Origin of the sequence: Nocardioides aquaticus, from assembly GCF_018459925.1 — a bacterium.
GTDB classification, from domain to species: domain Bacteria; phylum Actinomycetota; class Actinomycetes; order Propionibacteriales; family Nocardioidaceae; genus Nocardioides; species Nocardioides aquaticus.
The window spans coordinates 532,173-557,850 of the sequence record NZ_CP075371.1 but is presented as its reverse complement, the minus strand read 5'-3'; the positions used below and the strand labels follow the sequence as shown (position 1 = coordinate 557,850).

The 25,678-nt window shown below is 75.3% G+C and carries 28 protein-coding genes and 1 pseudogene; 14 read left to right on the top strand and 15 right to left on the bottom strand.

Annotation, left to right across the window (positions count from 1 at the left end):
* Nucleotides 1-208 precede the first annotated feature (208 nt).
* Nucleotides 209-598 carry a hypothetical protein gene (locus tag ENKNEFLB_RS02730; RefSeq protein ID WP_214057796.1) on the top strand — a complete coding sequence of 130 codons (390 nt, stop codon included), beginning with the start codon at nucleotides 209-211 and terminating at the stop codon, nucleotides 596-598.
* Nucleotides 595-1,845: a cysteine desulfurase-like protein gene (locus ENKNEFLB_RS02725; protein WP_214057795.1), complete on the top strand. Its 1,251-nt coding sequence runs from the start codon at nucleotides 595-597 to the stop codon at nucleotides 1,843-1,845. Before ENKNEFLB_RS02730 ends, ENKNEFLB_RS02725 begins: the two co-directional genes overlap by 4 nt.
* On the opposite strand, the gene ENKNEFLB_RS02720 is transcribed toward ENKNEFLB_RS02725, so the two are convergent.
* Nucleotides 1,829-3,442, bottom strand: coding sequence for an adenylate/guanylate cyclase domain-containing protein (locus ENKNEFLB_RS02720; RefSeq protein ID WP_214057794.1), 1,614 nt, complete (start codon nucleotides 3,440-3,442; stop codon nucleotides 1,829-1,831). The genes ENKNEFLB_RS02725 and ENKNEFLB_RS02720 overlap by 17 nt on opposite strands.
* Before the next feature lie 366 nt (nucleotides 3,443-3,808).
* Between ENKNEFLB_RS02720 and ENKNEFLB_RS23095 the strand changes: the two are divergent.
* A pseudogene (locus ENKNEFLB_RS23095) lies at nucleotides 3,809-3,943 on the top strand (sigma factor); the annotation flags it as partial.
* Between the two features lie 56 nt (nucleotides 3,944-3,999).
* A complete protein-coding gene (locus ENKNEFLB_RS02710; RefSeq protein ID WP_214057793.1) occupies nucleotides 4,000-4,446 on the top strand; it encodes a sigma-70 family RNA polymerase sigma factor in 447 nt (148 codons plus the stop codon).
* A gap of 31 nt (nucleotides 4,447-4,477) precedes the next feature.
* On the opposite strand, the gene ENKNEFLB_RS02705 is transcribed toward ENKNEFLB_RS02710, so the two are convergent.
* A complete protein-coding gene (locus tag ENKNEFLB_RS02705; protein WP_214057792.1) occupies nucleotides 4,478-4,786 on the bottom strand; it encodes a hypothetical protein in 309 nt (102 codons plus the stop codon).
* 110 nt (nucleotides 4,787-4,896) lie between these two features.
* On the opposite strand from ENKNEFLB_RS02705, the gene ENKNEFLB_RS02700 reads away from it, so the two are divergent.
* The 3 genes from ENKNEFLB_RS02700 (at nucleotide 4,897) to ENKNEFLB_RS02690 (ending at nucleotide 7,165) form a co-directional block, all read left to right on the top strand.
* Nucleotides 4,897-5,919, top strand: coding sequence for a MerR family transcriptional regulator (locus ENKNEFLB_RS02700; RefSeq protein ID WP_214057791.1), 1,023 nt, complete (start codon nucleotides 4,897-4,899; stop codon nucleotides 5,917-5,919).
* 99 nt (nucleotides 5,920-6,018) lie between these two features.
* Entirely contained in the window at nucleotides 6,019-6,378 is a 360-nt protein-coding gene (locus ENKNEFLB_RS02695; RefSeq protein WP_214057790.1) for a hypothetical protein, read from the top strand.
* A gap of 10 nt (nucleotides 6,379-6,388) precedes the next feature.
* Nucleotides 6,389-7,165 carry a helix-turn-helix transcriptional regulator gene (locus ENKNEFLB_RS02690; protein WP_214057789.1) on the top strand — a complete coding sequence of 259 codons (777 nt, stop codon included), beginning with the start codon at nucleotides 6,389-6,391 and terminating at the stop codon, nucleotides 7,163-7,165.
* A gap of 55 nt (nucleotides 7,166-7,220) precedes the next feature.
* Here the strand turns inward: ENKNEFLB_RS02690 and ENKNEFLB_RS02685 are convergent, their stop codons facing one another.
* A complete protein-coding gene (locus tag ENKNEFLB_RS02685; protein WP_214057788.1) occupies nucleotides 7,221-7,811 on the bottom strand; it encodes a TetR/AcrR family transcriptional regulator in 591 nt (196 codons plus the stop codon).
* Nucleotides 7,812-7,893: 82 nt separating this feature from the next.
* On the opposite strand from ENKNEFLB_RS02685, the gene ENKNEFLB_RS02680 reads away from it, so the two are divergent.
* The 3 genes from ENKNEFLB_RS02680 (at nucleotide 7,894) to ENKNEFLB_RS02670 (ending at nucleotide 12,137) form a co-directional block, all read left to right on the top strand.
* Nucleotides 7,894-9,057, top strand: coding sequence for an acyl-CoA dehydrogenase family protein (locus ENKNEFLB_RS02680; protein WP_214057787.1), 1,164 nt, complete (start codon nucleotides 7,894-7,896; stop codon nucleotides 9,055-9,057).
* Nucleotides 9,058-9,115: 58 nt separating this feature from the next.
* Nucleotides 9,116-9,736 carry a TetR/AcrR family transcriptional regulator gene (locus ENKNEFLB_RS02675; RefSeq protein WP_214057786.1) on the top strand — a complete coding sequence of 207 codons (621 nt, stop codon included), beginning with the start codon at nucleotides 9,116-9,118 and terminating at the stop codon, nucleotides 9,734-9,736.
* Nucleotides 9,737-9,812: 76 nt separating this feature from the next.
* Entirely contained in the window at nucleotides 9,813-12,137 is a 2,325-nt protein-coding gene (locus tag ENKNEFLB_RS02670) for an MMPL family transporter (protein ID WP_214057785.1), read from the top strand.
* Between the two features lie 42 nt (nucleotides 12,138-12,179).
* Here ENKNEFLB_RS02670 and ENKNEFLB_RS02665 read toward each other — a convergent pair whose 3' ends face one another.
* Nucleotides 12,180-12,389, bottom strand: a complete 210-nt coding sequence (locus ENKNEFLB_RS02665; protein WP_214057784.1) for a hypothetical protein — start codon at nucleotides 12,387-12,389, stop codon at nucleotides 12,180-12,182.
* Nucleotide 12,390: 1 nt separating this feature from the next.
* Nucleotides 12,391-12,594, bottom strand: coding sequence for a hypothetical protein (locus ENKNEFLB_RS02660; protein ID WP_214057783.1), 204 nt, complete (start codon nucleotides 12,592-12,594; stop codon nucleotides 12,391-12,393).
* A gap of 114 nt (nucleotides 12,595-12,708) precedes the next feature.
* On the opposite strand from ENKNEFLB_RS02660, the gene ENKNEFLB_RS02655 reads away from it, so the two are divergent.
* Nucleotides 12,709-13,224, top strand: coding sequence for a thioesterase family protein (locus ENKNEFLB_RS02655; protein WP_214057782.1), 516 nt, complete (start codon nucleotides 12,709-12,711; stop codon nucleotides 13,222-13,224).
* A gap of 44 nt (nucleotides 13,225-13,268) precedes the next feature.
* Here the strand turns inward: ENKNEFLB_RS02655 and pcaDC are convergent, their stop codons facing one another.
* From pcaDC to ENKNEFLB_RS02630, 5 genes are read right to left on the bottom strand one after another with little or no spacing between them, the layout of a single operon-like run.
* A complete protein-coding gene (pcaDC, locus tag ENKNEFLB_RS23270) occupies nucleotides 13,269-14,486 on the bottom strand; it encodes a bifunctional 3-oxoadipate enol-lactonase/4-carboxymuconolactone decarboxylase PcaDC (protein ID WP_214057781.1) in 1,218 nt (405 codons plus the stop codon).
* Nucleotides 14,483-15,778, bottom strand: a complete 1,296-nt coding sequence (locus ENKNEFLB_RS02645; RefSeq protein ID WP_214057780.1) for a lyase family protein — start codon at nucleotides 15,776-15,778, stop codon at nucleotides 14,483-14,485. The genes pcaDC and ENKNEFLB_RS02645 overlap by 4 nt, the downstream gene beginning before the upstream one ends.
* A 34-nt stretch (nucleotides 15,779-15,812) precedes the next feature.
* A complete protein-coding gene (pcaG, locus tag ENKNEFLB_RS02640) occupies nucleotides 15,813-16,418 on the bottom strand; it encodes a protocatechuate 3,4-dioxygenase subunit alpha (protein WP_214057779.1) in 606 nt (201 codons plus the stop codon).
* Nucleotides 16,418-17,248: a protocatechuate 3,4-dioxygenase subunit beta gene (gene pcaH, locus ENKNEFLB_RS02635; RefSeq protein ID WP_214057778.1), complete on the bottom strand. Its 831-nt coding sequence runs from the start codon at nucleotides 17,246-17,248 to the stop codon at nucleotides 16,418-16,420. The genes pcaG and pcaH overlap by 1 nt, the downstream gene beginning before the upstream one ends.
* Entirely contained in the window at nucleotides 17,245-18,459 is a 1,215-nt protein-coding gene (locus ENKNEFLB_RS02630) for a 4-hydroxybenzoate 3-monooxygenase (protein WP_214057777.1), read from the bottom strand. Before ENKNEFLB_RS02630 ends, pcaH begins: the two co-directional genes overlap by 4 nt.
* A 138-nt stretch (nucleotides 18,460-18,597) precedes the next feature.
* On the opposite strand from ENKNEFLB_RS02630, the gene ENKNEFLB_RS02625 reads away from it, so the two are divergent.
* Nucleotides 18,598-19,860: an MFS transporter gene (locus ENKNEFLB_RS02625; RefSeq protein WP_214057776.1), complete on the top strand. Its 1,263-nt coding sequence runs from the start codon at nucleotides 18,598-18,600 to the stop codon at nucleotides 19,858-19,860.
* 11 nt (nucleotides 19,861-19,871) lie between these two features.
* On the opposite strand, the gene ENKNEFLB_RS02620 is transcribed toward ENKNEFLB_RS02625, so the two are convergent.
* Nucleotides 19,872-20,276, bottom strand: a complete 405-nt coding sequence (locus ENKNEFLB_RS02620; protein ID WP_214057775.1) for a VOC family protein — start codon at nucleotides 20,274-20,276, stop codon at nucleotides 19,872-19,874.
* A gap of 97 nt (nucleotides 20,277-20,373) precedes the next feature.
* Here ENKNEFLB_RS02620 and ENKNEFLB_RS02615 point away from each other — a divergent pair, with 97 nt between their 5' ends.
* Together ENKNEFLB_RS02615 and ENKNEFLB_RS02610 are read left to right on the top strand one after the other, a co-directional pair.
* Complete coding sequence (locus tag ENKNEFLB_RS02615; protein ID WP_214057774.1) at nucleotides 20,374-21,183, top strand: IclR family transcriptional regulator; 810 nt, start codon at nucleotides 20,374-20,376, stop codon at nucleotides 21,181-21,183.
* Nucleotides 21,184-21,191: 8 nt separating this feature from the next.
* Complete coding sequence (locus tag ENKNEFLB_RS02610) at nucleotides 21,192-22,253, top strand: NADH:flavin oxidoreductase (protein WP_246535802.1); 1,062 nt, start codon at nucleotides 21,192-21,194, stop codon at nucleotides 22,251-22,253.
* A gap of 19 nt (nucleotides 22,254-22,272) precedes the next feature.
* Here ENKNEFLB_RS02610 and ENKNEFLB_RS02605 read toward each other — a convergent pair whose 3' ends face one another.
* The 4 genes from ENKNEFLB_RS02605 to ENKNEFLB_RS02590 are packed head-to-tail and all read right to left on the bottom strand — an operon-like array spanning nucleotide 22,273 to nucleotide 25,592.
* A complete protein-coding gene (locus ENKNEFLB_RS02605; protein WP_214057772.1) occupies nucleotides 22,273-23,025 on the bottom strand; it encodes an IclR family transcriptional regulator domain-containing protein in 753 nt (250 codons plus the stop codon).
* Between the two features lie 10 nt (nucleotides 23,026-23,035).
* Nucleotides 23,036-23,707, bottom strand: coding sequence for a 3-oxoacid CoA-transferase subunit B (locus tag ENKNEFLB_RS02600; RefSeq protein WP_214057771.1), 672 nt, complete (start codon nucleotides 23,705-23,707; stop codon nucleotides 23,036-23,038).
* A complete protein-coding gene (locus ENKNEFLB_RS02595; RefSeq protein ID WP_214057770.1) occupies nucleotides 23,704-24,372 on the bottom strand; it encodes a 3-oxoacid CoA-transferase subunit A in 669 nt (222 codons plus the stop codon). Before ENKNEFLB_RS02595 ends, ENKNEFLB_RS02600 begins: the two co-directional genes overlap by 4 nt.
* On the bottom strand, nucleotides 24,369-25,592 hold the full coding sequence (locus ENKNEFLB_RS02590; RefSeq protein ID WP_246535801.1) for a thiolase family protein: 1,224 nt from the start codon (nucleotides 25,590-25,592) through the stop codon (nucleotides 24,369-24,371). Before ENKNEFLB_RS02590 ends, ENKNEFLB_RS02595 begins: the two co-directional genes overlap by 4 nt.
* Nucleotides 25,593-25,678: the final 86 nt, after the last annotated feature.

The window sequence follows — 25,678 nt, the reverse complement described above, 5'->3', positions numbered from 1 at the left end:
GGTCGCGGGCTCGGTGGTCGCGGGCTCGGTGGTCGCCGCAGGGGGGAACGTGGTGCGGGCCACGCCCGATCGAAACGGCAGCGCGTGCCGCCGCGCCCCATTCTGAAGGGTGAACCCTGATCCGCGCGACTGTGCCTCCAGAATCTCGCCGCCACCCCGACCTGACGGGCGAGGACGGGGCCGGGGGGGCCACGCGTAGGTTGCCCGGATGACGCAGCGCTTCGCCTTCCGCCTCGACCCGCGCTACAAGGTCCTGGGCCTGCCCTTCGGCATCACGGCCGCCACCACCGGCGTGGAGCTGGACGACGAGCTGCGGGTGCGGTTCGGGCCGTGGCGGTTGCGGACCCCGGTCGCCAACCTGGCCGGTGTCGAGGTCTCCGGCGGCTACGCCCTGCTCAAGACCGCCGGCCCGCCGCACCTCTCCTTCAGCGACCGCGGGATCAGCTTCGCCACCAACGGCGACCGCGGCGCCTGCGTCTCCTTCCACGAGCCGGTCCATAGCATCGAGCCGACCGGCCGGCTGCGGCACCCGGGCGCGACCCTCACCGTGGCCGACGTGGACGGCTTCACCGCCGCCGTCCGCGAGGTCCTGCGGTGAGCACCGGCACCACCTACGACGTCGCCGCGCTCCGGGCGCACTTCCCGGCGCTGGCCGACGGCACCGCCTACTTCGACGGGCCCGGGGGCTCGCAGACCCCGACCGCGGTCGCCGAGGCCGTCGCCGGCGCGCTCGTCGCGGGGCTGTCGAACCGGGGTGGCACCACGGCCTCGGAGCGGCGCGCGGACGCCGTCGTCCTGGCCGCCCGACAGGCTGCCGCCGACCTCGTGGGCGGGGATCCCGCGGGCGTGGTCGTGGGCCGCAGCATGACCGCGCTGACCTTCGACCTCGCCCGCACCCTGGCCGCGGGGTGGGGTCCCGGGGACGAGGTGGTCGTGACGCGGCTGGACCACGACGCCAACGTCGCGCCCTGGACCTCGGCCGCCGCGGCCGTCGGCGCCACCGTGCGCTGGGCGGACTTCGACCCGGCCACCGGCGAGCTCGACCCCGCCGCGATCACCGGGCTGCTGGGCCCGCGCACCCGCCTGGTCGCGGTGACCGGCGCCTCCAACCTGCTCGGCACCCGCCCCGACGTCGCCGCGATCACCGAGGCCGCCCACGACGCCGGCGCGCTGGTGCACGTCGACGGCGTCCACCTCACCGCGCACCACCGCGTCGACCTCCCCGCGATCGGCGCCGACCTCTACTCGTGGTCGCCCTACAAGGTGCTCGGCCCGCACTGCGGCGTCCTGCACGGTGACCCCGCGCTCCTCGAGACGCTGCACCCGGCCAAGCTGGAGCCGTCGCCCGAGCGGGTGCCGGAGCGGTTCGAGGCCGGCACGCTGCCGTACGAGCTGCTCGCCGGGCTGAGCGCCGCGGTCGACTTCCTGGCCGGGCTGGCCGACGTGGTGGGCGCGCCCGCCGCCGCGGCCACGGACCCGCGGCCCACCCGCCTCGCGCACTCGCTGGCCGCGGTCGAGGCGCACGAGGCCCGGCTCCGCGACCGGGTGGAGCAGGGCGCCACCGACCTGGGCGTCACCGTGAGGTCCCGGGCGGCCCGGCGCACCCCGACCCTGCTGCTGACGTTCGAGGACGTGCCCGGCGTCGAGGCGGCCGACGCGTACCGGTTCCTGGCCGGGCTGGGGGTGAACGCGCCCGCGAGCCACTTCTACGCGGTGCACGCCTCACGGCACCTCGGCCTGGGCGACACCGGTGGCCTCCGGGTGGGGATCTCGCCCTACACCGACGACGAGGACGTCGACCGCCTGCTGGACGGCCTCGGCCGGCTCGTCACCGGGCCGCGCTGACCGGGGCGGCGAGCGCCGCCAGCTCCGTCTCCTCGCTGCGCCCGCGCAGCACCGTCGAGCCCGCCGCGCGCCAGTGCCCGGCCTCGTCGCCCGCAGCGGCCGCCACCGTGCTCATCGCGGCGAGCAGCAGCGACGACCCGACCGCCTCCGCGGTCCCGGGGGGCGGGTCCTTGGCGAGGTCGCACAGCCGCGCCGCGCAGTTCACCGAGTCGCCGATCACGGTGTACTCGTAGCGCTGCTCGTCGCCCACGTTGCCGGCGAAGGCGGTGCCCGTCGCGATCCCGATGCCGGCACGGATCTCGCCGACCTCCTCGGCCAGCCGGGCCGCGATCCGTCGCCCCGCGCGGAGCCCGGCACCCGGGTGGTCCTCGTGGTCGACCGGTGCCCCGAAGACCGCCAGGACGGCGTCGCCCATGAACTTGTTGACCAGGCCCCGCTCACGCCCGACCTCCTCCACCACGACGGCGAAGAACCGGTTGAGCGTGCCCACCACCTCGTCGGCGTCCCGCTCGGTCGCGAACGAGGTCGAGCCGACCAGGTCCACGAAGAGGACCGTGACCGCGCGGGACTGCCCGCCCAGCTCGACCGACCCCGCGGCGGCCGCGTCCGCGACCTCGCGCCCGACGTGGCGCCCGAACACGTCGCGCAGCTCCTCGCGCTCGCGCAGGCCCCGGACCATCTGGTTGAAGCCGGCCTGCAGCAGCCCGAGCTCGGTGCCGTCGTACACCGTGATCTCGGTGTCGAGGTCGCCCTCGCCGACCCGCAGCAGGGCCTGCCGGACCGAGGTGATCGGGCCGACCACCGCCCGCGTCGTGAGCAGCGTGACCAGCAGCCCGACGCCGAGGACCACCCCGGCCAGCGCCAGCACGATCCAGGCGAACCGCGTCGGCCCCAGGTCCTCGCCGCCCAGCGCGCCGTCGGCCAGGAAGATGACCGCGGCCAGGAAGACCCCCATCAGCGGCGCGGCCGTGCCGATCAACCAGAAGACGACCATCCGCCGACGCACGCCGACCAGGCCGCGACCGTCCTGGAGCAGCTCGCCGGTCAGCGCCCGTGCCGCGATCGGGCGCAGCCCGAACTCGCTGAGCAGGAAGGCCACGGCGCTCACCACCAGGCCCGCGATCGCGATCGTCAGCGCCGTGGTCAGCGCCCGCTCGGGCTGCAGGAGGAGGCTGAGGAGCGAGAAGACCCCGAGCGCCCCGGCCCACATCGCGGCCTGCACGAGGGTCAGCTGCCACGGCAGCCGCAGCGCCGTACGCCGCTCCTGCTCCGAGGGCGCGCGCCCCTGGCTGGACCAGCGCAGGGCGCGGAGCCCGCGGACGGTCGCGGCGGTGCCACCGACCACCACCGCGACGACGACGTAGACGGGCACCGCGATCGCCAGCCCCACCACGCTGGCGTCGGAGAGCGGGGTGGACGGCAGCACCAGCACCGAGAGCACGACCACGACGGCGGCGCCGATCAGGTGCGTGGCGAGCAGCATCGAAGTGAGCAGGACCTGCACGCGCCAGCGCAGCCGGCGCGGCGACTGGTCGGTGGGACCCAGCAGGACCGACTCGAAGGCGGTGGAACCCACGCCCTGGGGGCTCGTCGGCATGGCGGCAGGGTAGCGGCCGACCGGAGCCGGTCGGAGCCGGACAGCGGTGTTGCCCACCGGGCCCTCGGGGCGCTCTCACCCCGAGAGGTGGAATATCCGGCGTGGCTGGCTTACGCCGTAGGTCTGTGCAACCTTGTGGAGACAAGGTTGAACAAGGTTCAACACGACCCGCACCGGACGGTGCCCGACGGAGAGGCCAGGATCGTGGACCGCATCGATCTCACGCACCAGCGCCGCTCCCGGCGCGTCCCCCCGGCGGAACGCTCGGCGCGCACCACCGAGCTGCTCGCGGCCGCCGCCACGGCGGCCGACGGTGGCGACCCGGTGGAGCGCGACCGCCTGCTGGACGCCGTGGTCGAGCTCAACATGCAGGTCGCCGAGGCCGTCGCCCGGCGCTACGCCCAGCGCAGCATCCCCCTGGAGGACCTCACCCAGGTCGCCTACCTCGCCCTGGTCCGGTCCGTGGCCACCTACGACGCCGACCGCGGTGAGGACCTGCTGACCTTCGCGGTCCCCAACATCACCGGCGAGATCCGCCGCCACTTCCGTGACCAGGGGTGGAGCATCCGCCCCCGCGCGAGGTGCAGCGGGCCCACTCCCGGATCCTGCGCAGCAGCGACCAGCGCGACCGCTACGACGCCGACGCGCTCGAGCGGCTGGCCGCCGAGGTCGAGGAGTCCGTCGAGGTCGTCCGTGAGGCGCTCGTCGCGCGGGACGGCTTCTCGCTGCTCTCCCTGGACAAGCCCACCGAGGCCGGCGGCAGCACGATCGACGTCGCGGACGTCGGCGACCACGCGGCCGAGGCCGCCGAGGCGCGGACCATGCTGGCCCCGCTGGTGGCCTCGATGGACGAGCGCGAGCGCCAGATCCTGGCCTGGCGGTTCGTCGACGAGATGTCGCAGCGCCAGATCGCCGAGCGCCTGGGCATGACCCAGATCCAGGTGTCGCGGCTGCTGCAGAAGATGCTCACGCACCTGCGCGCCACACTCGGCGACGTCGGCTGATCCGGCCCGCCAACCGCGGCAGGCGCTGCCCTCAGGCCGGTTCGTCCTCGTCGACCAGGTCCTCGGCCAGGTCCGCCACCAGATCGAGCCGGGCTGGTGGGGGCACGGCGTCGCGCCGCTCCTCGCGGGCCGGCTGGTCGGCCTGGGCTGCGGCGTGCTGCATGCCGACCCGCTCCATCCACGACAGACCGGGCGACCACGCGGACCGCATCGTGATCTCGCCGTCGGGCTCCATCACCTTCAGCAGGACGACCGCGCCGAGGACCAGCTCACCCTCCTCGGGGCGGTGCCGGACGCCGAGCGAGTCGACGAGCCCGCCGAGCGGTTCTGCCTGTGTCATCAACGGTCCCTCCCCAGGAAAGCGCCGGTGCCCGGGGCACGAGCCCGGCCGCGCGGTGACTGCTGCGGTAACCTCAGGGTAGTCGAATGTTTGTGGAAGGTTAAGAGCCGGTGCCCGAGGATCTGCAGGACGGCCGTCCCGACGGTGGTCCCGGCGGTCCCGCAGCGCGCCCCGCCGGCCCGGGCGAGCGGTGGAGGATCGGCGTCCTCGCCGCACGGGTCGGGGTCTCCGAGACCCTGCTGCGTGCGTGGGAGCTCCGCTACGGCCTGCTGAGCCCGACCCGTTCGGCCTCGGGCTACCGGCTCTACGGCCCGGAGGACGAGCGGCGGATCCGCGCGATGGTCGCCGCCCGCGACCAGGGGGTGCCGGCCGCCCGCGCCGCGGCGGAGGTGCTGACCGCCGAGCGGGCCACCGCTGCCGGGCGGGCCCACGACGAGGAGGCCGCGGAGGCCGACCGGGTGCGGCGCGAGCACGACGCCGAGGTCGCCCGCGAGGACCTGCGGGCCGCGATGGTGGGCTACGACGTCACCGCGATGCACGACACGATCGACCGCGTCCTGCGCAGCGTCTCGGTCGAGGCCGCCATCCGCGACGTGCTGATGCCGTTCATGCACGAGGTGGGCCGGGGCTGGTCCACCGGCGACTACGACGTGGCCGACGAGCACTTCGCGACCGAGGTCGTCCGGTCCCGCCTGTCCGCGCTGGCCGTGGGCGGCGCCCCCCGCACCGGTCCGCTGGTCCTGCTGGCCTGTCCCCCCGGAGAGACGCACGACCTGGCGCTCAAGGCGTTCGAGGTCGTCCTGCAGCGCTCCGGCTGGCGGACCCGGTTCCTCGGCACCCAGACCCCCACCCGCTCGCTGCTGGCCGCGGCCGAGGTCGTCGAGCCCGACCTCGTCGTGCTCGCCGCGACCCGGCGGGCCGCGTTCCACACCGACGACCCCGCGCTGACCGAGCTCCGTACCCGCTGGCCCCTGGCGATCGCCGGCGCCGGCGCCGACGCCGCCCTGGCCGCGGCGTGGGGGGCGACCCACCTGTCGGGCGACCCGGTCGCCAGCGCCCAGCAGCTGGTCCCCCAGCGCCTGCGCGGGACGATCCGCCGGTCCGGCCCGGAGGGGCCTGTACAAAGTTTGTAGAAAGTTTTTCAGCCCGAGGTGATTGAAACCCGCACGGGCGGAGAACGGGGGGTTCGAGGCGCTCGACCGGGCGCCCGACCCGACCGAGAGGACGGACTCATGTCCGCCGCACTCCACTCCGTCCCGACCGGGACCGCTCTCGGGGACGACTCCCCGGGCAGCGCGGACGCCCGGCGCGAACACGCCGCGAGCGTGCGGAACGGCCTGGTCTACTTCGCCCACCTCGCCCGCCTCTCGCTGCCGCTCTCGGACCTCGACGACCACGAGACCGGCGAGCTGCGCCGCGACCTGGCCGTCCTGGTCGCCGAGGCGACCCGGGCCCGACTGCGCCCCCACCTGCTGCACGCCCTCGTCGGGGCCGTCCTCGACGAGCTCCTGCCGGCCCTGCCACCGGCCAACCGCGCCTCGCTCCGCGAGGCACGTCCTCTGCTCGACGCATCGTCCGACACGGCTTCCTAGGAGTTCCCCCATGTCTTCCACCACCCCGCAGATCACCATCGCCCTCGTCGACGACCACGACCTGTCGGTCTCGGGTCTCGAGTGCATGCTCGCCCCGTACGCCGAGCGCGTGGAGCTGCTCGACCTCCGCTCCGGGCTCGCCCGGGCCAAGGACGTCGACGTCGTGCTGTACGAGCCGATGGGCCAGTCCCACTTCGGCGAGGCCGTGCTCCGCGACCTGCAGCGCGCCGGCGACGCCACCTCGGTGGTGTGGAGCTGGGCGCCCGCCGACCAGCTGCCCACCGCGACGGCCCGCCCGTACCTGTCCAAGCGACTGACCGCCTCCCAGCTGGTCCGTGCGCTCGAGGACCTCGTCAGCGGCCGCGGCGAGCTCGAGACCACCCCGGGCGAGGACGAGGTCGCCGCCCGCGCCGAGGCCGAGGCCCAGGCCGCCGCCGAGGTCGAGGAGGTGCGCCCGATGCGCCCCGCCACCCCGGTGCACCCGCAGACGCCCTCGGGCCTGCGCCTGACCCGCCGCGAGCACGAGATCCTGGTGCTGATCACCAACGGCCTGACCAACGCCGAGATCGGTGAGCAGCTCACGCTGAGCATCAACTCGATCAAGACCTACATCCGTCAGGCCTACCGCAAGATCGACGTCGAGCGTCGCGCCCAGGCCGTGGCCTGGGGCATGACCAACGGCCTCGGCGGCGCGCTGCCCGAAGACCTCGAGACCGACGAGGTCGAGGCGACCGACACCCAGGCGCCGGCGAGCACCGGCACGACGCTGTCGGCCGTCGCCAGCTGATCCCTCCACCCCCCGGAGCACGACGCCGCGCACCCCCCGGGGTGCGCGGCGTCCTTCATGTCCCGGGCGTGCCGACGCCGCGGGTGACGAGGTCGGCGAGCGCCGCGTAGGCCGCGGCGTCGCCCAGCCCGGTCCGTTCCTGCAGCACCCCGCGCTGGATGCCCGTCATCACCTCGGCCACCGCCGCGCCCACGAAGCGCGCGTCGACCGGACGCATCCGCCCGGCCCGCACGCCGTCGTCGACCAGCTCCTGCACCCGTCGGGCCGCGCGCTCGGTGTTGGCGCGGTAGACCTCGTCGGCCGGCGGGTGCCCGGCCAGGTCGGCCCGGAAGGCGGCGCTCGCCGGGGCCAGCTCGCGCGCCACGGCCGCCAGGTAGGCGCCGAGCCGGCGCCCGGGATCGGGCTCGGCCCGCACCGCCGGCTCGATCCGCTCCGTGGCGCGCCGGAAGAAGTGCCGGACGGCCGCCAGCACCAGCTGCTCCTTGCTGGGCGCCACCGCGTAGAGCGTGGACCGGGAGCACCGCAGGCGGGCGGCCAGGTCGGCGACCCCGAGGTGACGGAACCCCTCGGCGAGGAACACCCCGACCAGCTCGTCGAGCAGGGCCTCACGGGTTCGACGCGTCCGAGGCCCGACCTCCGAGGTCATGGATCGACGCTAGCAGTACCCAGCGGCGTACTCTGGTACTCGACTCGGCCCTGACCGTCAGCCCGACACCCCTGGAGGACCCGTGCCCGCCGACCGCGTGCTGCCCACCGAGGAGACCGCGGACCTGCTCCGCCTGGTCCGCCACCTCGCCACCACCGAGCTCGCCCCGGCCGTGGCGCGGGCCGAGGCCGAGGAGGAGTTCCCCCGCGAGGTGTTCCGGCTGCTGGGGCGGGCCGGGGTGCTGGGGCTGCCGTACCCGGAGGAGGTCGGCGGGGGCGGGGTCCCGTACGAGGTGTACCTCCAGGTGCTCGAGGAGCTCGCGGCGGTGTGGGCCTCGGTCGGCGTGGGGGTCTCGGTGCACGCCCTGTCCTGCTTCGGCCTGTTCACCCGGGGCACCGAGGAGCAGAAGGCGTGGCTGCCCGACATGCTCGGGGGCGAGCAGCTGGGGGCGTACTGCCTCTCGGAGGCGCACGCCGGCTCGGACCCGGCCGCCATGCGGACCACCGCGCGCCGCGACGGTGACGACTACGTCCTCGACGGCGCCAAGGCCTGGACCACCCACGGCGGCCACGCGGACTTCTACAAGGTGATGGCGCGGACCTCGGACGACCGCAACGGGATCTCCTGCTTCCTGGTGCCGGCGGGCACCGAGGGCCTCGTGGCCGACCCGCCGGAGCGGAAGATGGGCCTGACCGGGTCCGCCACCGCGACCATGCGCCTCGACGGGGTGCGCGTGCCGGCCGGGCGCCGCCTGGGCGAGGAGGGCGACGGGCTCAAGATCGCGCTGGCCGGCCTCGACTCCGGGCGCCTCGGCATCGCCGCGGTGGCCACCGGGCTGGCCCAGGGCGCGCTGGACCACGCGCTGGCCTACGCCCGGGAGCGGGAGACCTTCGGACGCCGCATCATCGACCACCAGGGGCTCGGCTTCGTGCTGGCCGACATGGAGGCGGCCGTGCAGTCGGCCCGCGCCACGACCCTGGCGGCGGCCCGGTTGCGCGACCTCGGCCGCCCGTTCTCCCGGGAGGCCTCGGTGGCCAAGCTCGTCGCCACCGACCAGGCCATGAAGGTGACCACGGACGCCGTCCAGGTGCTCGGCGGGGCCGGCTACACCCGCGACTTCCCGGTCGAGCGCTACATGCGCGAGGCCAAGGTGATGCAGATCTTCGAGGGCACCAACCAGATCCAGCGGATGGTCGTCGCGCGCGGCCTGGACGTCCGCGGGTCCGGGGAGATCACCCACGTGTGACCAAGGACCTACGGCGCCGATGGTGCACTCCGGGGTCCAGAGTGCAAAACTGCACTTCATGACCGAGAGTGCAACCTCCGCGCCGTCCGGACGCGTGTCCCTGCGCGACCTGCGTCGGTGGGACACCGCGCACCGGATCACCGCGACCGCCCAGGCCCTCACCGAGGAGCGCGGCCTCGACGGCTTCACCCTCGACGACCTCGCCGCCGCCGTCGGGGTCTCGCGCCGCACCTTGTTCAACTACTTCCCGAGCAAGGTCGACGCGGTCCTCGGCCCGTTGCCCGACGTCGCGGGCACCGACGTCGAGGAGTTCTGCGCCGGCGGACCGGCCGGCGACCTCGTGGAGGACCTGCTGGTCGCGGCCCGCCCCCTCGTGGACGCCGCCGGGCTCAGCCTGGACGAGCTCGAGCGCAGCCGCCGGGTGATGCTCGGCGAGCCGCGCCTGCTCGCGGCCGCGCACGAGCGCTTCGACCAGCTCGCCTCCGAGCTCGCCGGGCTGCTGATCGAGCGCGAGGGTCCCGGCTTCGGCCGCGACCGGGCGACCCTGCTGGTGCGGGTCCTGGTCGTGGCGCACGACCTCGCCCTCGCCCGCGTCCTCGAGCGGCCCGACGCCGACCCCCGGGCCTTCGCCGACACCTTCGCCGACGTGGTGCGCGAGGTCCGCACCGTCTTCCGCTGACCGGCTCCCCCGGTCACCCGCACCACCTGCACCACCCGCTCCCCGCCCCGTACGCCCGCTTCCCCAGGAGAACCCCATGGCCACCCTGCTCTACCGCCTCGGCCGGACGGCGTTCCGGCGCTGGAAGGCCTTCCTCGCCGTCTGGCTCGTCGCCGTCGTCGCCGTCGGCGCCGCCGCGTTCACGCTGTCGCAGCCGACCTCCGACGAGTTCACGATCCCCGGCATCCCCTCCGAGCAGGCCGCCGACCTGCAGCAGGAGCTCTTCCCGTCGAGCCAGGACGCCTTCGACCAGGCCACCGTCAACGTGGTCGTCGCGGCACCGGAGGGCGAGACGCTCGCTGACCCCGACAACCAGGCGGCCGTCCAGGCCCTGATCGACGACCTGCTGGCCGTCGACCAGGTGCCCGACGACGCGCCCCTGGCCGACCCGTCGGTCGCCTGGCCCGAGCAGCGCCAGGGCATCGTGGCCCAGCAGGTCCAGGCCGGCACCCCGCGCGCGGCGGCCGAGGCCAACGCCGACACCATCGCCACCCTGAGCGAGGACGGCCGGGTCGGCGTCATCTCCTTCGCCTTCGACGTCGACACCGTCACCGACGTCGAGCCGGCCAGCCAGGACGCCGTCAAGGACGCCCTGGCCGACGCCCGCGACGCGGGGCTGACCGCCGAGGCCAACGGCCAGGGCATGGCCAGCTTCGAGCCGCCGGGCGCCTCCTCCGAGGCCCTCGGCATCGCCGTCGCCCTCGGCGTGCTCGTGCTGACCTTCGGCTCCCTGGTCGCGGCCGGCCTGCCGATCCTGACCGCCATGGTCGGGGTGGGCATCGGCATCGCCGGCATCACCGCCGCCACCGGCCTGACCGACACCGTCGGGTCGACCACCCCGACCCTGGCCTCGATGATCGGGCTCGCGGTCGGCATCGACTACGCCCTGTTCATCCTGGCCCGCTACCGCTCGGAGCTGACCCGGACCGACGACCGGGCCGAGGCCGTCGGCAAGGCGGTCGGCACCGCCGGCTCCGCGGTGGTCTTCGCCGGCCTGACCGTGCTGATCGCCCTGGCGGCGCTCACGGTCGTCGGCATCCCCTTCCTCTCCGCGATGGGCCTGGCCGCGGCCGCGACCGTGCTGGTCGCCGTGCTGGTGGCGCTCACCCTGCTGCCCGCCCTGCTCGGCATGGTCGGCGGCAAGGCCTTCGGCGGCGTCGTCCGCCGCTACCGCCCGACCCGCGAGGCCGACGGCGCCGTGCTCAACAACGGCGTCCGCTGGGCCCGGGTGGTCGGCAAGCGCCCGGTCGCGGTGGCGCTGCTCGTCGTGGTGGCGCTCGGCGCGGTCGCGATCCCGATGAAGGACCTCTTCCTGGCCTTCCCGACCGACAGCACCGCCTCCTCCGACACCACCCAGCGCCGCGCCTCCGACCTGGTCACCGAGGCCTTCGGCCCCGGCCGCGAGGCCCCCCTCCTGGTCGTCGTGGACGCCCGTGACGTGCCCGCCGAGGAGCGCGGCGCCGCCTTCGGCGCCGTCACCGAGTGGGCCGCCACCCAGGACGGCGTGGTCAACGCCCAGGTCGCCGGCACCAACGAGGCCGGGGACGGCGCGCAGGTGCTGATCACCCCCGAGGCCGGGCCGGACGACCCCGCGACGCGGGACCTGCTCCAGGAGTTGCGCGACACCGAGGGCGACACCGAGCAGGCCACCGGCACCGACCTCGGCATCACCGGCCTGACCGCCATCACCACCGACGTCTCGGACCGCCTCAACGGGGCGCTCCCGATCTACCTCGCGGTGGTCGTCGGGCTGGCGTTCCTGCTGCTGATGGTGGTCTTCCGCTCGGTCCTGGTGCCGCTGACCGCCACCCTGGGCTTCCTGCTCTCGGTGCTGGCCACCATCGGCGCCACCGTCGCGGTCTTCCAGGAGGGGGCGTTCGGGCTCGTGGAGGGACAGCCGATCGTCAGCTTCCTTCCGATCCTGCTGATCGGCGTGGTCTTCGGGCTGGCGATGGACTACCAGGTCTTCCTGGTCACCCGGATCCGGGAGGCGTACGTGCACGGGGCCGACGCCCGCGAGGCCGTCGTCGACGGGTTCCGCAACTCCGCCCGCGTGGTCGCCGCCGCCGCGGTGATCATGACCTCGGTGTTCGCCGCCTTCGTGCTGATCGACGACCCGATCATCAAGTCGATGGGCTTCGCACTCGCCGTCGCCGTGGTCTTCGACGCCTTCGTCGTGCGGATGGCGCTGATCCCGGCGCTGATGTACGTGCTCGGCGACAAGGCCTGGTGGCTGCCGGCCTGGCTCGACCGGATCCTGCCGGACGTCGACGTCGAGGGCGAGAAGCTCCAGGCGCACCTGGACGCCACCCGGCGCGAGGGCCCGGGCACCCGGGAGAGCGAGCTGGCCGAGGTCCGCTAGGACCGATTGGCACGACCGACGACGCCCGGACGCGGCGCCGGCTCAGAAGCCGGTGCCGCTCCGGCCGTCGTCGGCGCGGGGCATGTTGACGTGGGCGTGCACGGCGGCGTCGTACTCGCCGGCGACACCCCGCGGCGGCGCACCGCCGTCGGCGAGGCGCCGGCGCAGCCGTCGGTCGGAGCGCCAGTCGTGGACCAGGTAGGCCACCACGAGCGCGGCCACCCCGATCGCGACCAGCAGTCCGGCGCCCATCTCAGAAGCCGCTGCCGTACGTCGCGTCCCGACCCTGCTGGGCGGAGCGCTCGATGCCGTGCTCCTCCGCCGCCGCGTTGAACGGCTGCGAACCGACCTCGCCACGTCCCCCGCGCTTGAGGCGGGCCGCGAGCCGGCGGTCGAGCACCAGGTCGACCAGGAGGATCGCGGCCAGGAACGCGAGGACGCACAGGACGACGGTCATGGAGGCCTCCGGGGCTCGACTGGGACCTCCGACCTTACCGGACGGCGCGTGACCCGTGTCTCAGATCAGACCGGGGGCCAGCCCACGTGACGTCGACCACCTAGGATCTGCTGCGTGACCTCCTCGAACTCTGCCACGTCCCAGCCGAGCTACGCCGAGCTCGCCGCCCTGCCGTCGTACGCCGCGCGGTCCGTGCCGGCGGCCTTTGAGGACGTCAACGGGCACCTGAACATCCGGCACTACGTCGGCATCTCCAGCGAGGGCCTCGACGAGTCCCTCGTCGAGTGCGGCATCCCGCAGAAGTGGCCCACGGTGGCCGGCTCCGGCGTCTTCACCGCCGAGCACCACATGAGCTACCTCGACGAGCTGCGCACCGGCGACAAGATCTCGGTCCGCGTGCGCCTGGTCGGCCGCTCCGAGCGCGCCGTGCACGTGCTGGTCTACCTGCTCGACGACACCCACGAGCGGCTCAGCTACGTGATGGAGGAGATCTTCCTCCACGTCTCGATGGAGACCCGCCGCACCGCCCCCTGGCCCGCCGACGTCGCCGCCAAGCTCGACGAGCGGGTCGCCGAGCACCAGGCGCTGGGCTTCGACTCCCCCGTCTCGGGGTCGATGGCGCTGCGCTGACGGCGCGGCCTCCCCCGCCGCGACCTGCCCGTCACGTCCGGCTCTCAGACAGGCGACTCGACGTCGCCCAGGCCGACCAGGACCTCCTGGGCGACCCGGAAGGCCGTGTTCGCCGCGGGGACCCCGCAGTAGACCGCGCTGTGCAGGATCACCTCGCGGATCTCCTCCACGCTCAGCCCGTTCGTACGTGCGGCGCGCACGTGCATCGCCAGCTCCTCCTGGTGGCCCAGCGCGACCATCGCGGTGATCGTGATCATGGAGCGGCTCCGTCGGTCGAGGCCGTCGCGGGTCCACACCGCGCCCCAGGCGTGCTCGGTGACGAACTGTTGGAAGTCGGCGGTGAACGAGGTCGTCGCCGCCGTCGCGCGGTCGACGTGGGCGTCGCCGAGCACCTCGCGCCGCACCGCCATCCCGGCGTCGTACGACGGGCCCGCCGCCGTCGGGCCCGGCACCCCCGGCGCCTCCTCCGGCGCGGGAGCCGGCTCGGGCTGGATGCCCAGCGCGTGCTCGAGCACCAGCGCGGCCACCCGGTCCGGCGCCTCGGCCGGGGCCAGGTGGGCCACGCCGTCGAGGACCTCGAGGCGACCGTCGCGGACACCGTCGGCGATCTCGCGCAGGCCGTCGACAGGCGTCACGGCGTCCTCGGCGCCGGCCACGGCCAGCACGGCCGCACCGATCTCGGCGAGCCGGTCGCGGACGTCGAAGCCGGCCAGGGCTTGGCACACGGCGGCGTACCCCTCGTCGGCCGCGCCGGCCAGCGCGTGCAGGAGCGCGCCGGCGCGGTCGGGCTCGCGCCCGACGAACCCGGGGCCGAACCAGCGCCCGGCCGAGGCCTCGACCAGGCCGGCGGTGCCGCCGGCACGGACGGCGGCGACCCGGTCGTTCCACACCTGCTCGCTGCCGATCCGCGCGCCGGTGCACAGCAGCACGGCCGAGGCGACGCGGTCGGGTGCGTCGAGCAGCAGCTGCAGGCCGACCGCGCCGCCCACCGAGTCGCCGGCGTAGTGGAAGCGACGCTCGCCGACCTCGTCGACCAGCTCGAGCACGCCGGCGGCCAGGTCGGCGACGCTCAGCGGGCCCTCGGGCACCACCCGGTCGAGCCCGTGCCCGGGGAGCTCCCAGGCCAGGATGTGGAAGTGCTCGGCCAGCCGGTCGGCGGCCGCCGACCACAGCGTGGTGGCGGAGGTGCCCAGGGAGGGACCGAGCACGAGCAGCGGCTTGTCGGCCGTGCTGCCACGGCCGAATCGGACGGCGATGGTCATGGGACCTCCGGGGTCGGGGACGGACGGGTCTGGTGGGCTGCCTGGTGGGCTGCCTGGTGCGTGGCGGCGCGGACGAGCACGGCGTCGACGAGGTCACCGGCCAGGCCGAGGTACGACGCGGGGTCGGCGTCCGCGGTGACGGCACGGGGCGCGGGCCCGGCCAGGGCGGCCATCGAGCGCTGCTCCGCGGTCAGCACCTCTGCCGCCTCGTGCGCCCGGGCCGTGGCGACGTCGGCGTGCACCACCAGCCCGGCCAGCAGGTCGGTGGCGTGCCCGCCGGCGGTGACGGCACCACGGACCAGGGCGCGCAGGGCGGGCCACTCGGCGTGCCAGGCCCCGTCGGCCCGCTCCTCCACCTGGCCGGCCGCCGCGAGGTGCAGCGTCGCGAGGTGGGCGGGAGCGGCCAGCGCGGCGCGGTGCAGCAGCACCGACCGGACGGGGTTGGCCTTGCCCGGCATCGTCGACGACCCGCCGCCGGCGCCCTCGGCGAGCTCGCCGACCTCGGGCCGGCCGAGCGCGAGCACGTCCGCGGCGAGGTGGCCCCAGGCGTCGGTGGTGGTGGTCAGGGCGTCGCCGACCCGGGTCAGCGGGCGACGGCGGCCGTGCCACGGGGCGACGGGGCGCAGGCCGAGCTGCTCGGCGAGGGTGGCGACCACCGCCCGGGCGCGCTCGGGCCCGGCCTGCGCGACCAGCGCGGCGAGGGTGCCGCCGGCACCCCCGACCTGGACCGGCCAGCCGTCGGCCTCGAGCGCGGCGAGGTCGTCGTCGGCGTCGAGCAGGCCGGTCAGCCACCCGGCGCCGCGCAGGCCGACGGTGGTCGGGACCGCGTGCTGCGTCAGCGTCCGCCCGGCGGCGAGCGTGTCGCGGTGCGCCGCCACGACCTGCGCCAGCCGGGCGACCTGGGTGGCCAGGTCGAGGCGCACCCGGCGCACGCCCTCGCGGGCCCCGAGCACCAGGGCGGTGTCGACGACGTCCTGGCTGGTCAGGCCGCGGTGCAGCCAGCGCGCGGCGTCCGGCTCCCCGGCGTCCTCCAGCCGCGCGCGCAGCAGGGCGACCAGCGCGACGACCGGGTTGCCGCTGTCGTCGGCCTCCCGGGCCAGCACGGCGAGGTCACCGTCGCCGACGAGGCGGCCCAGCCCCCCGGCGGGCAGGGCCGCGGCCGGCGGCGCGACGTCGTGCACGACCAGCGCGGCCAGCCAGGTCTCCTCGACCCGGAGCATCGCCGCGAGCACGGCGGCGTCGTCGAGGACGCCGTCGGCACGGTGGTCGCCGGGCACGAGGAGGTCGGTCACCCCGTCAGTCTCGCCCACGTCCGCCCGGCCCGGCTCAGCCGCCGTGCGGCAGCCGGGGGTAGGTCAGCCAGACCGTCTCCCCCGGACCCTGCAGCACCAGGTCGCGGCGCAGCGCGTCGCCGTCCACGTCGCAGACCAGCGTCGCCCGCCCGGCGTCGTCGAGCGCGGACAGCAGCGGGTCGGCCGCCAGGGCCTCGGCCGTGCCACCCCGACCCTCGGGCAGGTAGGCACGGGTCAGCAGGCGGTGGAGCAGCCCCCGGGCGAAGACGGTGAGGGCGACGAAGGGCGCGGCTCCGTCGGCGTGCGGCCCGGGCAGCAGCGTGGTGAACGAGTAGGACCCGGCCCGGTCGGTGGCGCAGCGCCCGAAGCCGGTGAAGGTGTGGCCGTCGCGGCGCAGCGAGCCAGGCCGCTGCACGACCCGGCCGTCCGGGCCGACCTGCCACAGCTCGACCAGCGCGTCGGGCACCGGGTCGCCGGCGCCGTCACGGACCACGCCGTGCAGGCGTACGGCGTCGGCGCGCCCGGGCGGGACCAGCTCGGCGTCGCCCGGCCACGGCAGGGCGTCGTGGAAGAACGGGCCCACCGTCTGGCCGGGGGTCGGTCCGGGGGTCGGGCCGGGGGTCGGCGGCGTCGCGGTCATCAGGCCTCCTCGCCCAGGGCGGCGGCGAGGTCGTCCTCGCGGGGGGTGCGGTGCGCGCCGGTCAGGACGACGTCCCACCGGTAGCCGGTGGCCCATTCGGGCTGGGTCAGGTCGTGGTCGTAGGTCGCGACCATCCGGGCCCGGGCGGCGGGGTCCACCACGGCGGTCGCGATCGGGTCCAGCCCCATCAGGGGGTCGCCGGGGAAGTACATCTGGGTCACCAGCCGCTGGGTGAAGTCGGTGCCGAAGAGCGAGAAGTGCACGTGCGCCGGCCGCCAGGCGTTGCGGTGGTTGCGCCACGGGTACGGCCCGGGCTTGACCGTGGTGAAGCGGTACGTGCCGTCCTGGTCGGTCAGGCAGCGCCCGGTGCCGGTGAAGTGCGGGTCGAGGGGCGCCGGGTGCTGGTCGCGCTGGTGGACGTACCTGCCGCTCGCGTTCGCCTGCCAGACCTCGACGAGCTGCCCGCGCACCGGGCGGCCGTCGCCGTCCAGGACCCGCCCGGTGACCACGATCCGCTCCCCCAGTGGCTCGCCGCGGCCCTGGATGGTCAGGTCGGCCTCGAGCGGGTCGACGTCGCGCTGGCCGAAGCAGGGCGCCCAGAGCTCGACGCCCTCGGGGTCGACGGGGTGGGGGTCGTTGCGCGGGACGCGCAGCACGCTGGAGCGGTACGCCCCCCAGCCGCGCCGGGTCGCGGTCTCCGCGGGCGTGCCGGCGGGGCGGGCGGCGTACGCCTGCTCCTCGGCCTCGATCTCGGCGCTGACCTCGGCCTGTGTCGGCTGGGCCTGGGTCGGCTGGGCCTGGGTCGTCTGCGCCTGGGTCGTCTCGGTCATCGGGGTCCTCCCGTGGTCGTGGTCGGCCAGCCGGTGTAGGCCTCGGCCAGCCAGGTGGAGCCGGCGCGGGAGCCGACGACGGCGGCCAGCTCGCCCTGCTGGCGGCGCAGGTCGAAGTCGGACGCGTCGGGCAGCGCGTGCAGCATGGTGGTCATCCAGTAGGAGAAGTGCTGGACCTTCCAGACCCGCTCGAGGGCGCGGACGGAGTAGGTGTCGAGGTGGTCGGGGTCGTCGTCGCGCACGGCGCGCTCGAGCTCCTCGGCCAGCACCCGGACGTCGGCCAGGGCCAGGTTGAGGCCCTTGGCGCCGGTCGGCGGGACGGTGTGCCCGGCGTCGCCGACCAGCACGGTGCGGCCGTGGCGTAGCGGCTCCTGGACGAAGGAGCGGAACGGCAGCACGGTGCGCGAGGTGATCGGCCCCTCGAGGAGCTCGTGGCCGTTGCTGCCGCAGATCGCCTGCAGCCGCGCCCAGACCCGGTCGTCGGACCACGCGTCGGGGTCCTCGGCGGCGTCGCACTGGAAGTACATCCGCTGCAGGGTCGGCGTGCGCTGGCTGACGAGGGCGAAGCCGTCCGGGCTGTGGTGGTAGACGAGCTCGGGCGCGCTGGGCGGCGCCTCGGCGAGGATGCCGAACCAGGCGAACGGGTACTCCCGCACGTACTGGCGTCGGGCGTCGGCCGGGACCGCCCGGCGGCACGCCGAGCGGGAGCCGTCGGCCCCGACGAGGTAGTCGCAGGTGACCTCGTGCCGCACGCCGTCCGCGTCGGTGAACCGCACCGCCGGCGTCCGGGCGGACAGGTCGCCGACCTCGACGTCGGCGACCCCGAAGCGGACGTCCCCGCCGTCGCGCTCGCGGGCGTCGGCGAGGTCGAGGAAGACGTCGGTCTGCGGGTAGAGCCGGGTGGTGGCACCGACGAGGTCGGCGAAGTCGAGGTGGTGCCGGCCCCCGCCGAAGCCGAGCTCGATCCCGCGGTGCTCGTCGCCGTCGCGCAGGACCCGGTCGGAGGCACCGCTGTCGACCAGCATCCGCACGCTGTCGGACTCCAGGATGCCGGCGCGGTGGGTCTGCTCGATCTCGGCGCGCGTGCGCAGGTCGACGGCGGTGCTGGCGATGCCGGACCGGGCGAGCAGGTGGGTGAGCATGAGGCCGGCGGGACCGGCACCGACGACGGCGACGGGCACGTGGGAACGGACGGGCGCGACCTCGGGCATGACGCCATCGTGTCCCGTCGGCGGAGACGACCGACACACCCGACTTCCGCTGGACGGAACCGGCCTGTGGCGACCGTCACCCGGACGTGGGCAGCGTGGCCGGATGCACCCCGTCCCCGACCGTCTCGGAGCACCCCGATGACCGACCCCACCACCACCGCCCGCTCGGCCTGGCCCGTCTGGCTGTGCTGGGCCGCCGTGGCCCTCGACGGCTTCGACCTCGTCGTCCTCGGTGCGGTGATCCCGGTCCTGGCCGCCTCCGGCGACCTCGGCTTCACCGCGGCCTCGCTGACCGTCGCCTCGACCCTGGGCCTGGTCGGCGTGGGGATCGGCGCGGTCGCGATCGGCCCGGTCGCCGACCGGTACGGCCGGCGCCTCCCGCTGATCGGGTGCATCGCGCTCTTCTCGGTGCTCACCCTGGCGATCCCGCTGGCGGGGAGCACGACGTCGTTCACGGTGCTGCGGTTCGCCGCCGGGCTCGGCCTGGGAGCCTGCCTGCCGACGGCGCTGGCCTACATGAGCGAGCACGCGACGCCCGGGCGCGGCGGCACCGCGGTGACCCGGATGATGACCGGCTACCACGTCGGCGCGGTGCTGACGGCCCTGCTGGGGCTGTGGCTGATCGCCGCCGCCGGCTGGGAGTCGATGTTCGTGGTCGGCGGCGTGGCCGGGCTGCTGGTGCTGCCGGTGATGTGGCTCAGGCTGCCCGAGTCCCAGGGCTACCTCGACGAGCTGGCCCGCCGCGGCGCGGCCCCCGAGGGCACCCTGTCCCCGGCGCGCGTCCGCAGCTCCGACGTCGTGCGGGGGCGCTTCCTGCGGGTCAGCCTGGGCCTGTGGGTCGCCTCGTTCATGGGTCTGCTCCTGGTCTACGGCCTCAACACCTGGCTGCCCACGATCATGGGCGAGGCCGGCTACTCGATCGACCAGGGCACCGGGCTGCTGCTGGTGCTGAACGTCGGCGCGGTGCTGGGCCTGCTGCTGGCCGGTCGGATCAGCGACTCGCGCGGCAACAAGCCGACCGTCCTGGCCTGGTTCGGCCTGGCGGCGGTCTTCCTCGCTGCCCTGTCGGTCCGTCTGGAGAGCACCCCGCTGGTCTACGTCGCCGTGACCCTGGCCGGCATCTTCGTCTTCAGCGCGCAGGTGCTCGTCTACGCCTTCGTCGGGCACCTCTACCCGGCCGCGGTCCGCGGGACCGCGCTCGGGATGTCGGCCGGCGTGGGGCGCGTGGGCGCGATCGTCGGGCCCTCGCTCGGCGGCCTGCTGGTCACCGCCGGCATCGCCTACCCCTGGGGCTTCTACGCCTTCGCGGTCGCCGCCCTGCTCGCCCTCGCGGCGCTGGCCACCGTGCCGGCGGACCTCGAGGACGAGACGGTGCCGGACGGGGTGCCGAGCACGGCCTGAGCCAGCGTCCGTCAGCCGGCCGACCAGCTCGGGTCGGGGTCGATCCGCTGGACCACCTCGACCACGACGTCGTCCGGCGCCAGCACCTGGAACCGGCGCTGGCCCCACGGCTCGTCCTGCAGGTCGAGCACGACCTCCGCCCCGAGCCCCGCCAGGCGCTCCCGCTCCGCCGTGGCGTCGGCGACGACGAGCGCGATCATCGTGCCCGTCGTCTCCTGGCCTCGCAGGCGACCGCCGGCCGCCTCGTGGTCGGCGTCGAGGACGTCGAGGAAGACGCCCTCGAAGGACGGGTGCTGGTGGCTGGCGTACCAGTCCAGGACGACCAGCGGCTGGAAGCCCAGCAGGTCGACGTAGAACTGCGAGGCCGCGCGGACGTCGCGGGACAGGATGACGAACCCGAGGTTCTGCAGCTGCACGTGTCCTCCTCCGACCGGTCGGGGATCGACCGGGCCCGACGAGGCTAGGCAGGACCGGGAGGTCGGCGCCAGGGGTTTCCCGGGCGATGATGGCGGGATGGACGCGGTGGGCGACGACGGGCGTACGCGGGCCGCACCCGGCGCGAGCGTCACGTCCCGCGCGCTGTCGCTGGTCGGCGCCTTCGACGACGCCCACCGGCGGCTCGGCCTCACCGAGCTCGCGGAGCGGGCCGGGCTGCCGCTGCCGACGGCGCACCGCCTGGTCGGCGAGCTCGTCTCCTGGGGTGCGCTGGCCCGGGAGGAGGACGGCCGCTACGTCGTGGGCCGGCGGCTGTGGGACGTCGGGCTGCTCGCACCGGTCAACACCGACCTGGTCGAGGCGGCCTCGCCCTTCCTGCACGACCTCTACGCCGCGACCCGCGCCACGGTGCACCTCGCGGTGCGCGACGGTGACCAGGCGCTCTACCTCGACCGGCTGGGCGGGCACGCGTCGGTGCCCGTGGTCAGCACCGTCGGCTCGCGGCTGCCGCTGCACGCCACCGGGGTCGGCAAGGTGCTGCTCGCGCACGCCCCGGCGGACGTGCGGCGACAGGTGCTGGCCGGGCTGACCCGGGTCACGGCCTACACGGTCACCCAGCCCGGGACGCTGGACCGCCAGCTCGCCCGGGTCCGGGCCGAGGACCACGCGACGACCAGCGAGGAGATGAGCCTGGGCGCCTGCTCGCTGGCCGTGCCGGTGCGCCGCGGCGCCGACGGCGAGGTGGTCGCCGCGCTCGGGCTGGTGGTCCCGACGCTCCGCGGGCAGCGCGCCCGGCTGGTCGCGCCGCTCCAGGTGGCCGCCCGGGGCATCGGCCGGACGGTCGGGTCGGCGCACCCGGCTCCCCGCCCGCCCGGGCCGACGGGTTGACTGGCGGGGTGACCCTCTCCCTGCCCCACGGGCCCGCGTGGCCGAACAGCTACGCGCTGGCGCCGTTGACCAACAAGCAGTCGCACGCGGACGGCACCCTGGCCGAGGACGAGCACCGGTGGCTGCGGGCGCGCGCCGAGGGCGGCTTCGGGCTGGTCATGACGTGCGCCGCGTACGTCTCCGACGCCGGCAAGGCCTGGCACGGCCAGCTCGGGATCGCCTCCGACGCACACCTCCCCGGCCTGACCCGGCTCGCGACGTCGCTGCGCGAGGCCGGCGCGGTCTCCTCGGTGCAGCTCCACCACGGCGGTCGCCGCGCCAGCAGCGAGGTCTCCGGCGTCCCGACGAAGGCGCCCTGGGACGACGAGTCGACCGGTGCGACCGCGCTGAGCACCGCCGAGGTGCACGAGGCCGTCGCCGACTTCGTGGCCGGCGCGGTCCGCGCCGAGAGGGCCGGCTTCGACGGGGTCGAGCTGCACGGCGCGCACGGCTACCTGATCGGGCAGTTCCTCGACGCGCGCTCGAACCACCGCCAGGACGGGTACGGCGGCTCGCTCGAGGACCGGTCCCGCTTCCTGCGCGAGGTCCTCGAGGGCGTCCGCGGGGCGACCGGGCCCGACTTCCAGGTCGGGCTGCGGCTGACCCCGGAGCGGATGGGCATCGAGCTCGGCGAGTTCCGCGAGGTCGCCGGCTCGGTGCTGGCGAGCGGGCGGCTGGACTACCTCGACGTCTCGATGTGGGACGTCCGCAAGGCCCCGCACGACACCGAGCGCTGGGACGGCCTGCTGGTCGACCACGTCGTCGACCTGCCCCGCCACGGCGCCCGGCTCGGGCTGGCCGGCGAGATCAAGTCGGCCGCCGACGCCGCGTGGTGCCTGTCGCGCGGCGCGGACTTCGTCCTGGTCGGCACCGGCGCGATCCTGCACCACGACTTCGCCCGCCGCGCGGTCGCCGACGCCGGCTTCCGGGCGGTGGACCAGCCGGTCACCCGCCAGCACCTCGCGGCGGAGGCGGTGGGACCGGTGTTCGTGGACTACCTGGCCGAGAACTGGGACGACTTCGTCGCCTGAGCAGCGCGGGGCCGTGGCCTCAGCGCGCGACGAGCCGCAGGTCGGCCTCGACGGCGGCCGCGGTCGCGCGCAGCGGCCCGAGCGTCTGGCGCAGCGTCGCGGCCGGTGACGTGGAGGACACGTTGAGCGCGGCCACGACCGCGCCCCCGGCGTCGCGCAGCGGCACCGCCAGGGAACGGAGACCCACCTCCAGCTCGCCGTCGACCAGGGCCCACCCCTGCGCCGCGACCCGGTCGACCGCGGCCAGCACGTCGTCGACGCGCGTCAGCGTCCGCCCGGTCGGCGCGGCCAGGGGACCCTCCCCCAGCAGCGCGCGACGCTCGGGCGCGTCCAGACCGGCCAGCAGGACGCGCCCCATCGAGGTGGCGTGGGCGGGGAAGCGGGTGCCGACGGTGATCCCGACCGACATGATCCGTCGGGTCGCGACCCGGGCGACGTAGACGATGTCGGTCCCGTCCAGCACCGCTGCCGACGTCGACTCGCCGACCTCCGCCGAGAGCTGCTCGAGGTGCGGCTGGGCGACGCCGGGCAGGTCCAGGCCCGAGAGGTAGGCCGTCCCGAGCCGGAGCACCTGCGGCGTCAGCGTGAAGCGCCGGCCGTCGGAGCGGACGTACCCCAGCTCGACCAGGGTCAGCAGGAACCGCCGCGCGGTCGCGCGACCCAGGCCGGTCCGCGCGGCCACCTCGCTCAGTGTCAACGCGGGGTGGTCGGCGTCGAAGGCGGTGATCACCTCCAGCCCGCGGGCCAGCGACCGGACGAACTCCTCGGCCACCCCGGGCCCCTCAGCCGCCGTCGGCGGGGGCCGCGGTGGCGTCGACCAGCGGCACCGCGAGCAGCTCGCGCAGGTCGGCCACCCCGGTCCCGTACGTCGCCAGCACCCGGACCCCGCCCGCGGCGCGCGCCGTCGGGCCGACCTCGAAGGTCGCCAGGTCGGTGTAGACGCGGTCCACGCAGCCCAGCCCGGTCAGCGGGTAGGTGCACTCGGGCACCAGCTTGGGCGTGCCGTCGCGGGCCAGCAGCGTCATCATCACGAACACCCGCCGCGCGCCGATGGCGAGGTCCATGGCGCCGCCGACGGCCGGGATCGCGTCGGGCTCGCCGGTGTGCCAGTTGGCGAGGTCGCCGCCGGACGAGACCTGGAAGGCCCCCAGCACGCACACGTCGAGGTGCCCGCCGCGCATCATCGCGAAGGAGTCGGCGTGGTGGAAGTACGCCGCACCCGGCAGCTCGGTCACCGGGATCTTGCCGGCGTTGGTGAGGTCGGGGTCGATCTCGTCGCCGTGCGCGGCGGGACCCATGTTGAGCATGCCGTTCTCCGTGTGGAGCACCACCCCGGACCCGGGCGTGAGGTGGTCCGCGACGAGGGTCGGCTGCCCGATCCCGAGGTTGACGTAGGAGCCCGCCGGGATGTCGGCGGCGATCGCCGCGGCGATCTCGTCCTTGCTGCGGCTCATGCCACCACCACCCGGTCGACGTAGATGCTCGGTGTGACGACGGCCTCGGGGTCGAGCCCGCCGACCGGCACGACCCGGTCGACCTGGACCACCACGGTCTCCGCCGCGGTCGCCATCACCGGCCCGAAGTTCCGCGCGGTCCTGCGGTAGACGACGTTGCCGAGCTCGTCGGCGACGGAGGCCTTGACCAGGGCGAGGTCGCCGCGGATGGGGTGCTCGAGCACGTGCAGCCGCCCGTCGATCTCGCGGGTCTCCTTGCCCTCACCGAGCAGGGTGCCCGCCCCCGTCGGGCAGAAGAACGCCCCGATTCCGGCGCCGGCGGCCCGCATCCGCTCCGCGAGCGTGCCCTGGGGGACGACCTCGAGCTCGACCCGGCCCTCGCGGTAGAGCCCGTCGAAGACCCACGAGTCCTTCTGCCGCGGGAAGGAGCAGACCACCTTGCGCACCCGCCCGGCCGCCAGCAGCGCGGCCAGGCCGGTGTCGCCGTTGCCGGCGTTGTTGGAGACCACGGTCAGGTCGCCGGCACCCTGACGGATCAGGGCCTCGATCAGCTCGACGGGCATCCCGGCCATCCCGAACCCCCCGACCAGCACGGTCGCGCCGTCCGCGACGTCGGCGAGCGCGTCGTCGTAGGCCGTGTCCCCCGCGAAGGTCGTGGCGCTCACGCGGACCGCCGCGCGGTGTCGACGTTCTCCAGCACGACCGCGAGGGCCTGGCCCACACCGATGCAGATCGCGGCGACCCCCCACCGCTGCCCGTCGGCGACGAGGCGGTGGGCCAGGGTGCCGAGCACGCGCGCGCCGGAGGCCCCGAGCGGGTGCCCGATCGCGATCGCGCCGCCGCGGGCGTTGACCAGCTCCGCGTCGGCCAGGCCGTCGGCCACCCAGGCGTCGACACAGGCCAGGGACTGCACCGCGAACGCCTCGTTGAGCTCGACCGCCCCGACGTCGGACCAGGAGATGCCGGCCCGGCGCAGCGCGGTGTTGGCCGCCTCGACCGGGGCGTAGCCGAACTCCTGGGGGTCCAGGGCGTGGGCGCCGCGGCCGGCCACCCGGGCGAGCGGGTCGCGCCCGAGGGTGCCGGCCGCCCCGCCGGAGCCGAGCAGCAGCGCCGCGGCACCGTCGTTGAGGGGGCTGGCGTTGCCCGGCGTGATCGTGCCGTCGGGGCGGAAGGCCGGCTTCAGCCCGCCGAGCTTCTCGGCGGTCGAGCCGGGCCGGATGCCCTCGTCGCGGGCGAGGTCGACGCCGTCGACGGCCACCACGAGGTCGTCGTAGAACCCGGACTCCCAGGCCTCGTGGGCCAGGTTGTGCGACCGCGCGGCGAACTCGTCCTGGCGCTGGCGCGAGATCCCGAAGCGCTCCTGCAGCTGCTCGTTGCACTCCCCCAGCGAGATCGTCCACTCCTGCGGCATCCGGTCGTTGACCAGGCGCCAGCCCAGGGTGGTCGACACGGCCGTGACGTTGCCGGCCGGGAAGGCCCGCGAGGGCTTCGGCAGCACCCAGGGCGCCCGGGTCATCGACTCGACCCCGCCGGCCACCACGACGTCGGCGTCCCCGGTCTCGATCGAGCGCGAGGCCGACATCGCCGCGTCGAGGGAGGACCCGCAGAGCCGGTTGACGGTGCTGGCCGGCACCGAGGTCGGCAGCCCGGCCAGCAGCACCGCCATCCGGCCGACGTTGCGGTTGTCCTCCCCGGCGCCGTTGGCGCAGCCCCACACCACGTCGCCGACCGCGGCCGGGTCGAGGGCGGGTGCCTTCGCGAGCACGCCGGACAGCGCGACGGCGGCGAGGTCGTCGGGACGGGTCTCGGCCAGGGCGCCGCCGAAGCGGCCGAAGGGGGTGCGGGCGGCGGCGTACACGTAGGACTCGGACAAGGGCTCGGTCACGGTGATCTCCTGTTCGCACAGCGAACGTCTGTTCTCTGTGCGCACAGACTAGCGACCGGAGGTGACGGCCGCCACGCCTCCTGGAA

Bases quoted from the DNA above. Each gene is read 5' to 3' on its own strand.
- ENKNEFLB_RS02690 (WP_214057789.1), top strand. From the start codon at position 6,389: ATGTCTTCCACCACCCCGCAGATCACCATCGCCCTCGTCGACGACCAC.
- ENKNEFLB_RS02630 (WP_214057777.1), bottom strand. From the start codon at position 18,459: ATGCCCGAGGTCGCGCCCGTCCGTTCCCACGTGCCCGTCGCCGTCGTC.
- ENKNEFLB_RS02705 (WP_214057792.1), bottom strand. From the start codon at position 4,786: ATGACACAGGCAGAACCGCTCGGCGGGCTCGTCGACTCGCTCGGCGTC.
- pcaG (WP_214057779.1), bottom strand. From the start codon at position 16,418: ATGACCGCGACGCCGCCGACCCCCGGCCCGACCCCCGGACCGACCCCC.
- ENKNEFLB_RS02600 (WP_214057771.1), bottom strand. From the start codon at position 23,707: ATGAGCCGCAGCAAGGACGAGATCGCCGCGGCGATCGCCGCCGACATC.
- ENKNEFLB_RS02675 (WP_214057786.1), top strand. From the start codon at position 9,116: ATGACCGAGAGTGCAACCTCCGCGCCGTCCGGACGCGTGTCCCTGCGC.
- pcaDC (WP_214057781.1), bottom strand. From the start codon at position 14,486: ATGACCATCGCCGTCCGATTCGGCCGTGGCAGCACGGCCGACAAGCCG.
- ENKNEFLB_RS02720 (WP_214057794.1), bottom strand. From the start codon at position 3,442: ATGCCGACGAGCCCCCAGGGCGTGGGTTCCACCGCCTTCGAGTCGGTC.
- ENKNEFLB_RS02665 (WP_214057784.1), bottom strand. From the start codon at position 12,389: ATGGGCGCCGGACTGCTGGTCGCGATCGGGGTGGCCGCGCTCGTGGTG.
- ENKNEFLB_RS02685 (WP_214057788.1), bottom strand. From the start codon at position 7,811: ATGACCTCGGAGGTCGGGCCTCGGACGCGTCGAACCCGTGAGGCCCTG.
- ENKNEFLB_RS02615 (WP_214057774.1), top strand. From the start codon at position 20,374: ATGGACGCGGTGGGCGACGACGGGCGTACGCGGGCCGCACCCGGCGCG.
- ENKNEFLB_RS02695 (WP_214057790.1), top strand. From the start codon at position 6,019: ATGTCCGCCGCACTCCACTCCGTCCCGACCGGGACCGCTCTCGGGGAC.
- ENKNEFLB_RS02730 (WP_214057796.1), top strand. From the start codon at position 209: ATGACGCAGCGCTTCGCCTTCCGCCTCGACCCGCGCTACAAGGTCCTG.
- ENKNEFLB_RS02660 (WP_214057783.1), bottom strand. From the start codon at position 12,594: ATGACCGTCGTCCTGTGCGTCCTCGCGTTCCTGGCCGCGATCCTCCTG.
- pcaH (WP_214057778.1), bottom strand. From the start codon at position 17,248: ATGACCGAGACGACCCAGGCGCAGACGACCCAGGCCCAGCCGACCCAG.
- ENKNEFLB_RS02625 (WP_214057776.1), top strand. From the start codon at position 18,598: ATGACCGACCCCACCACCACCGCCCGCTCGGCCTGGCCCGTCTGGCTG.
- ENKNEFLB_RS02670 (WP_214057785.1), top strand. From the start codon at position 9,813: ATGGCCACCCTGCTCTACCGCCTCGGCCGGACGGCGTTCCGGCGCTGG.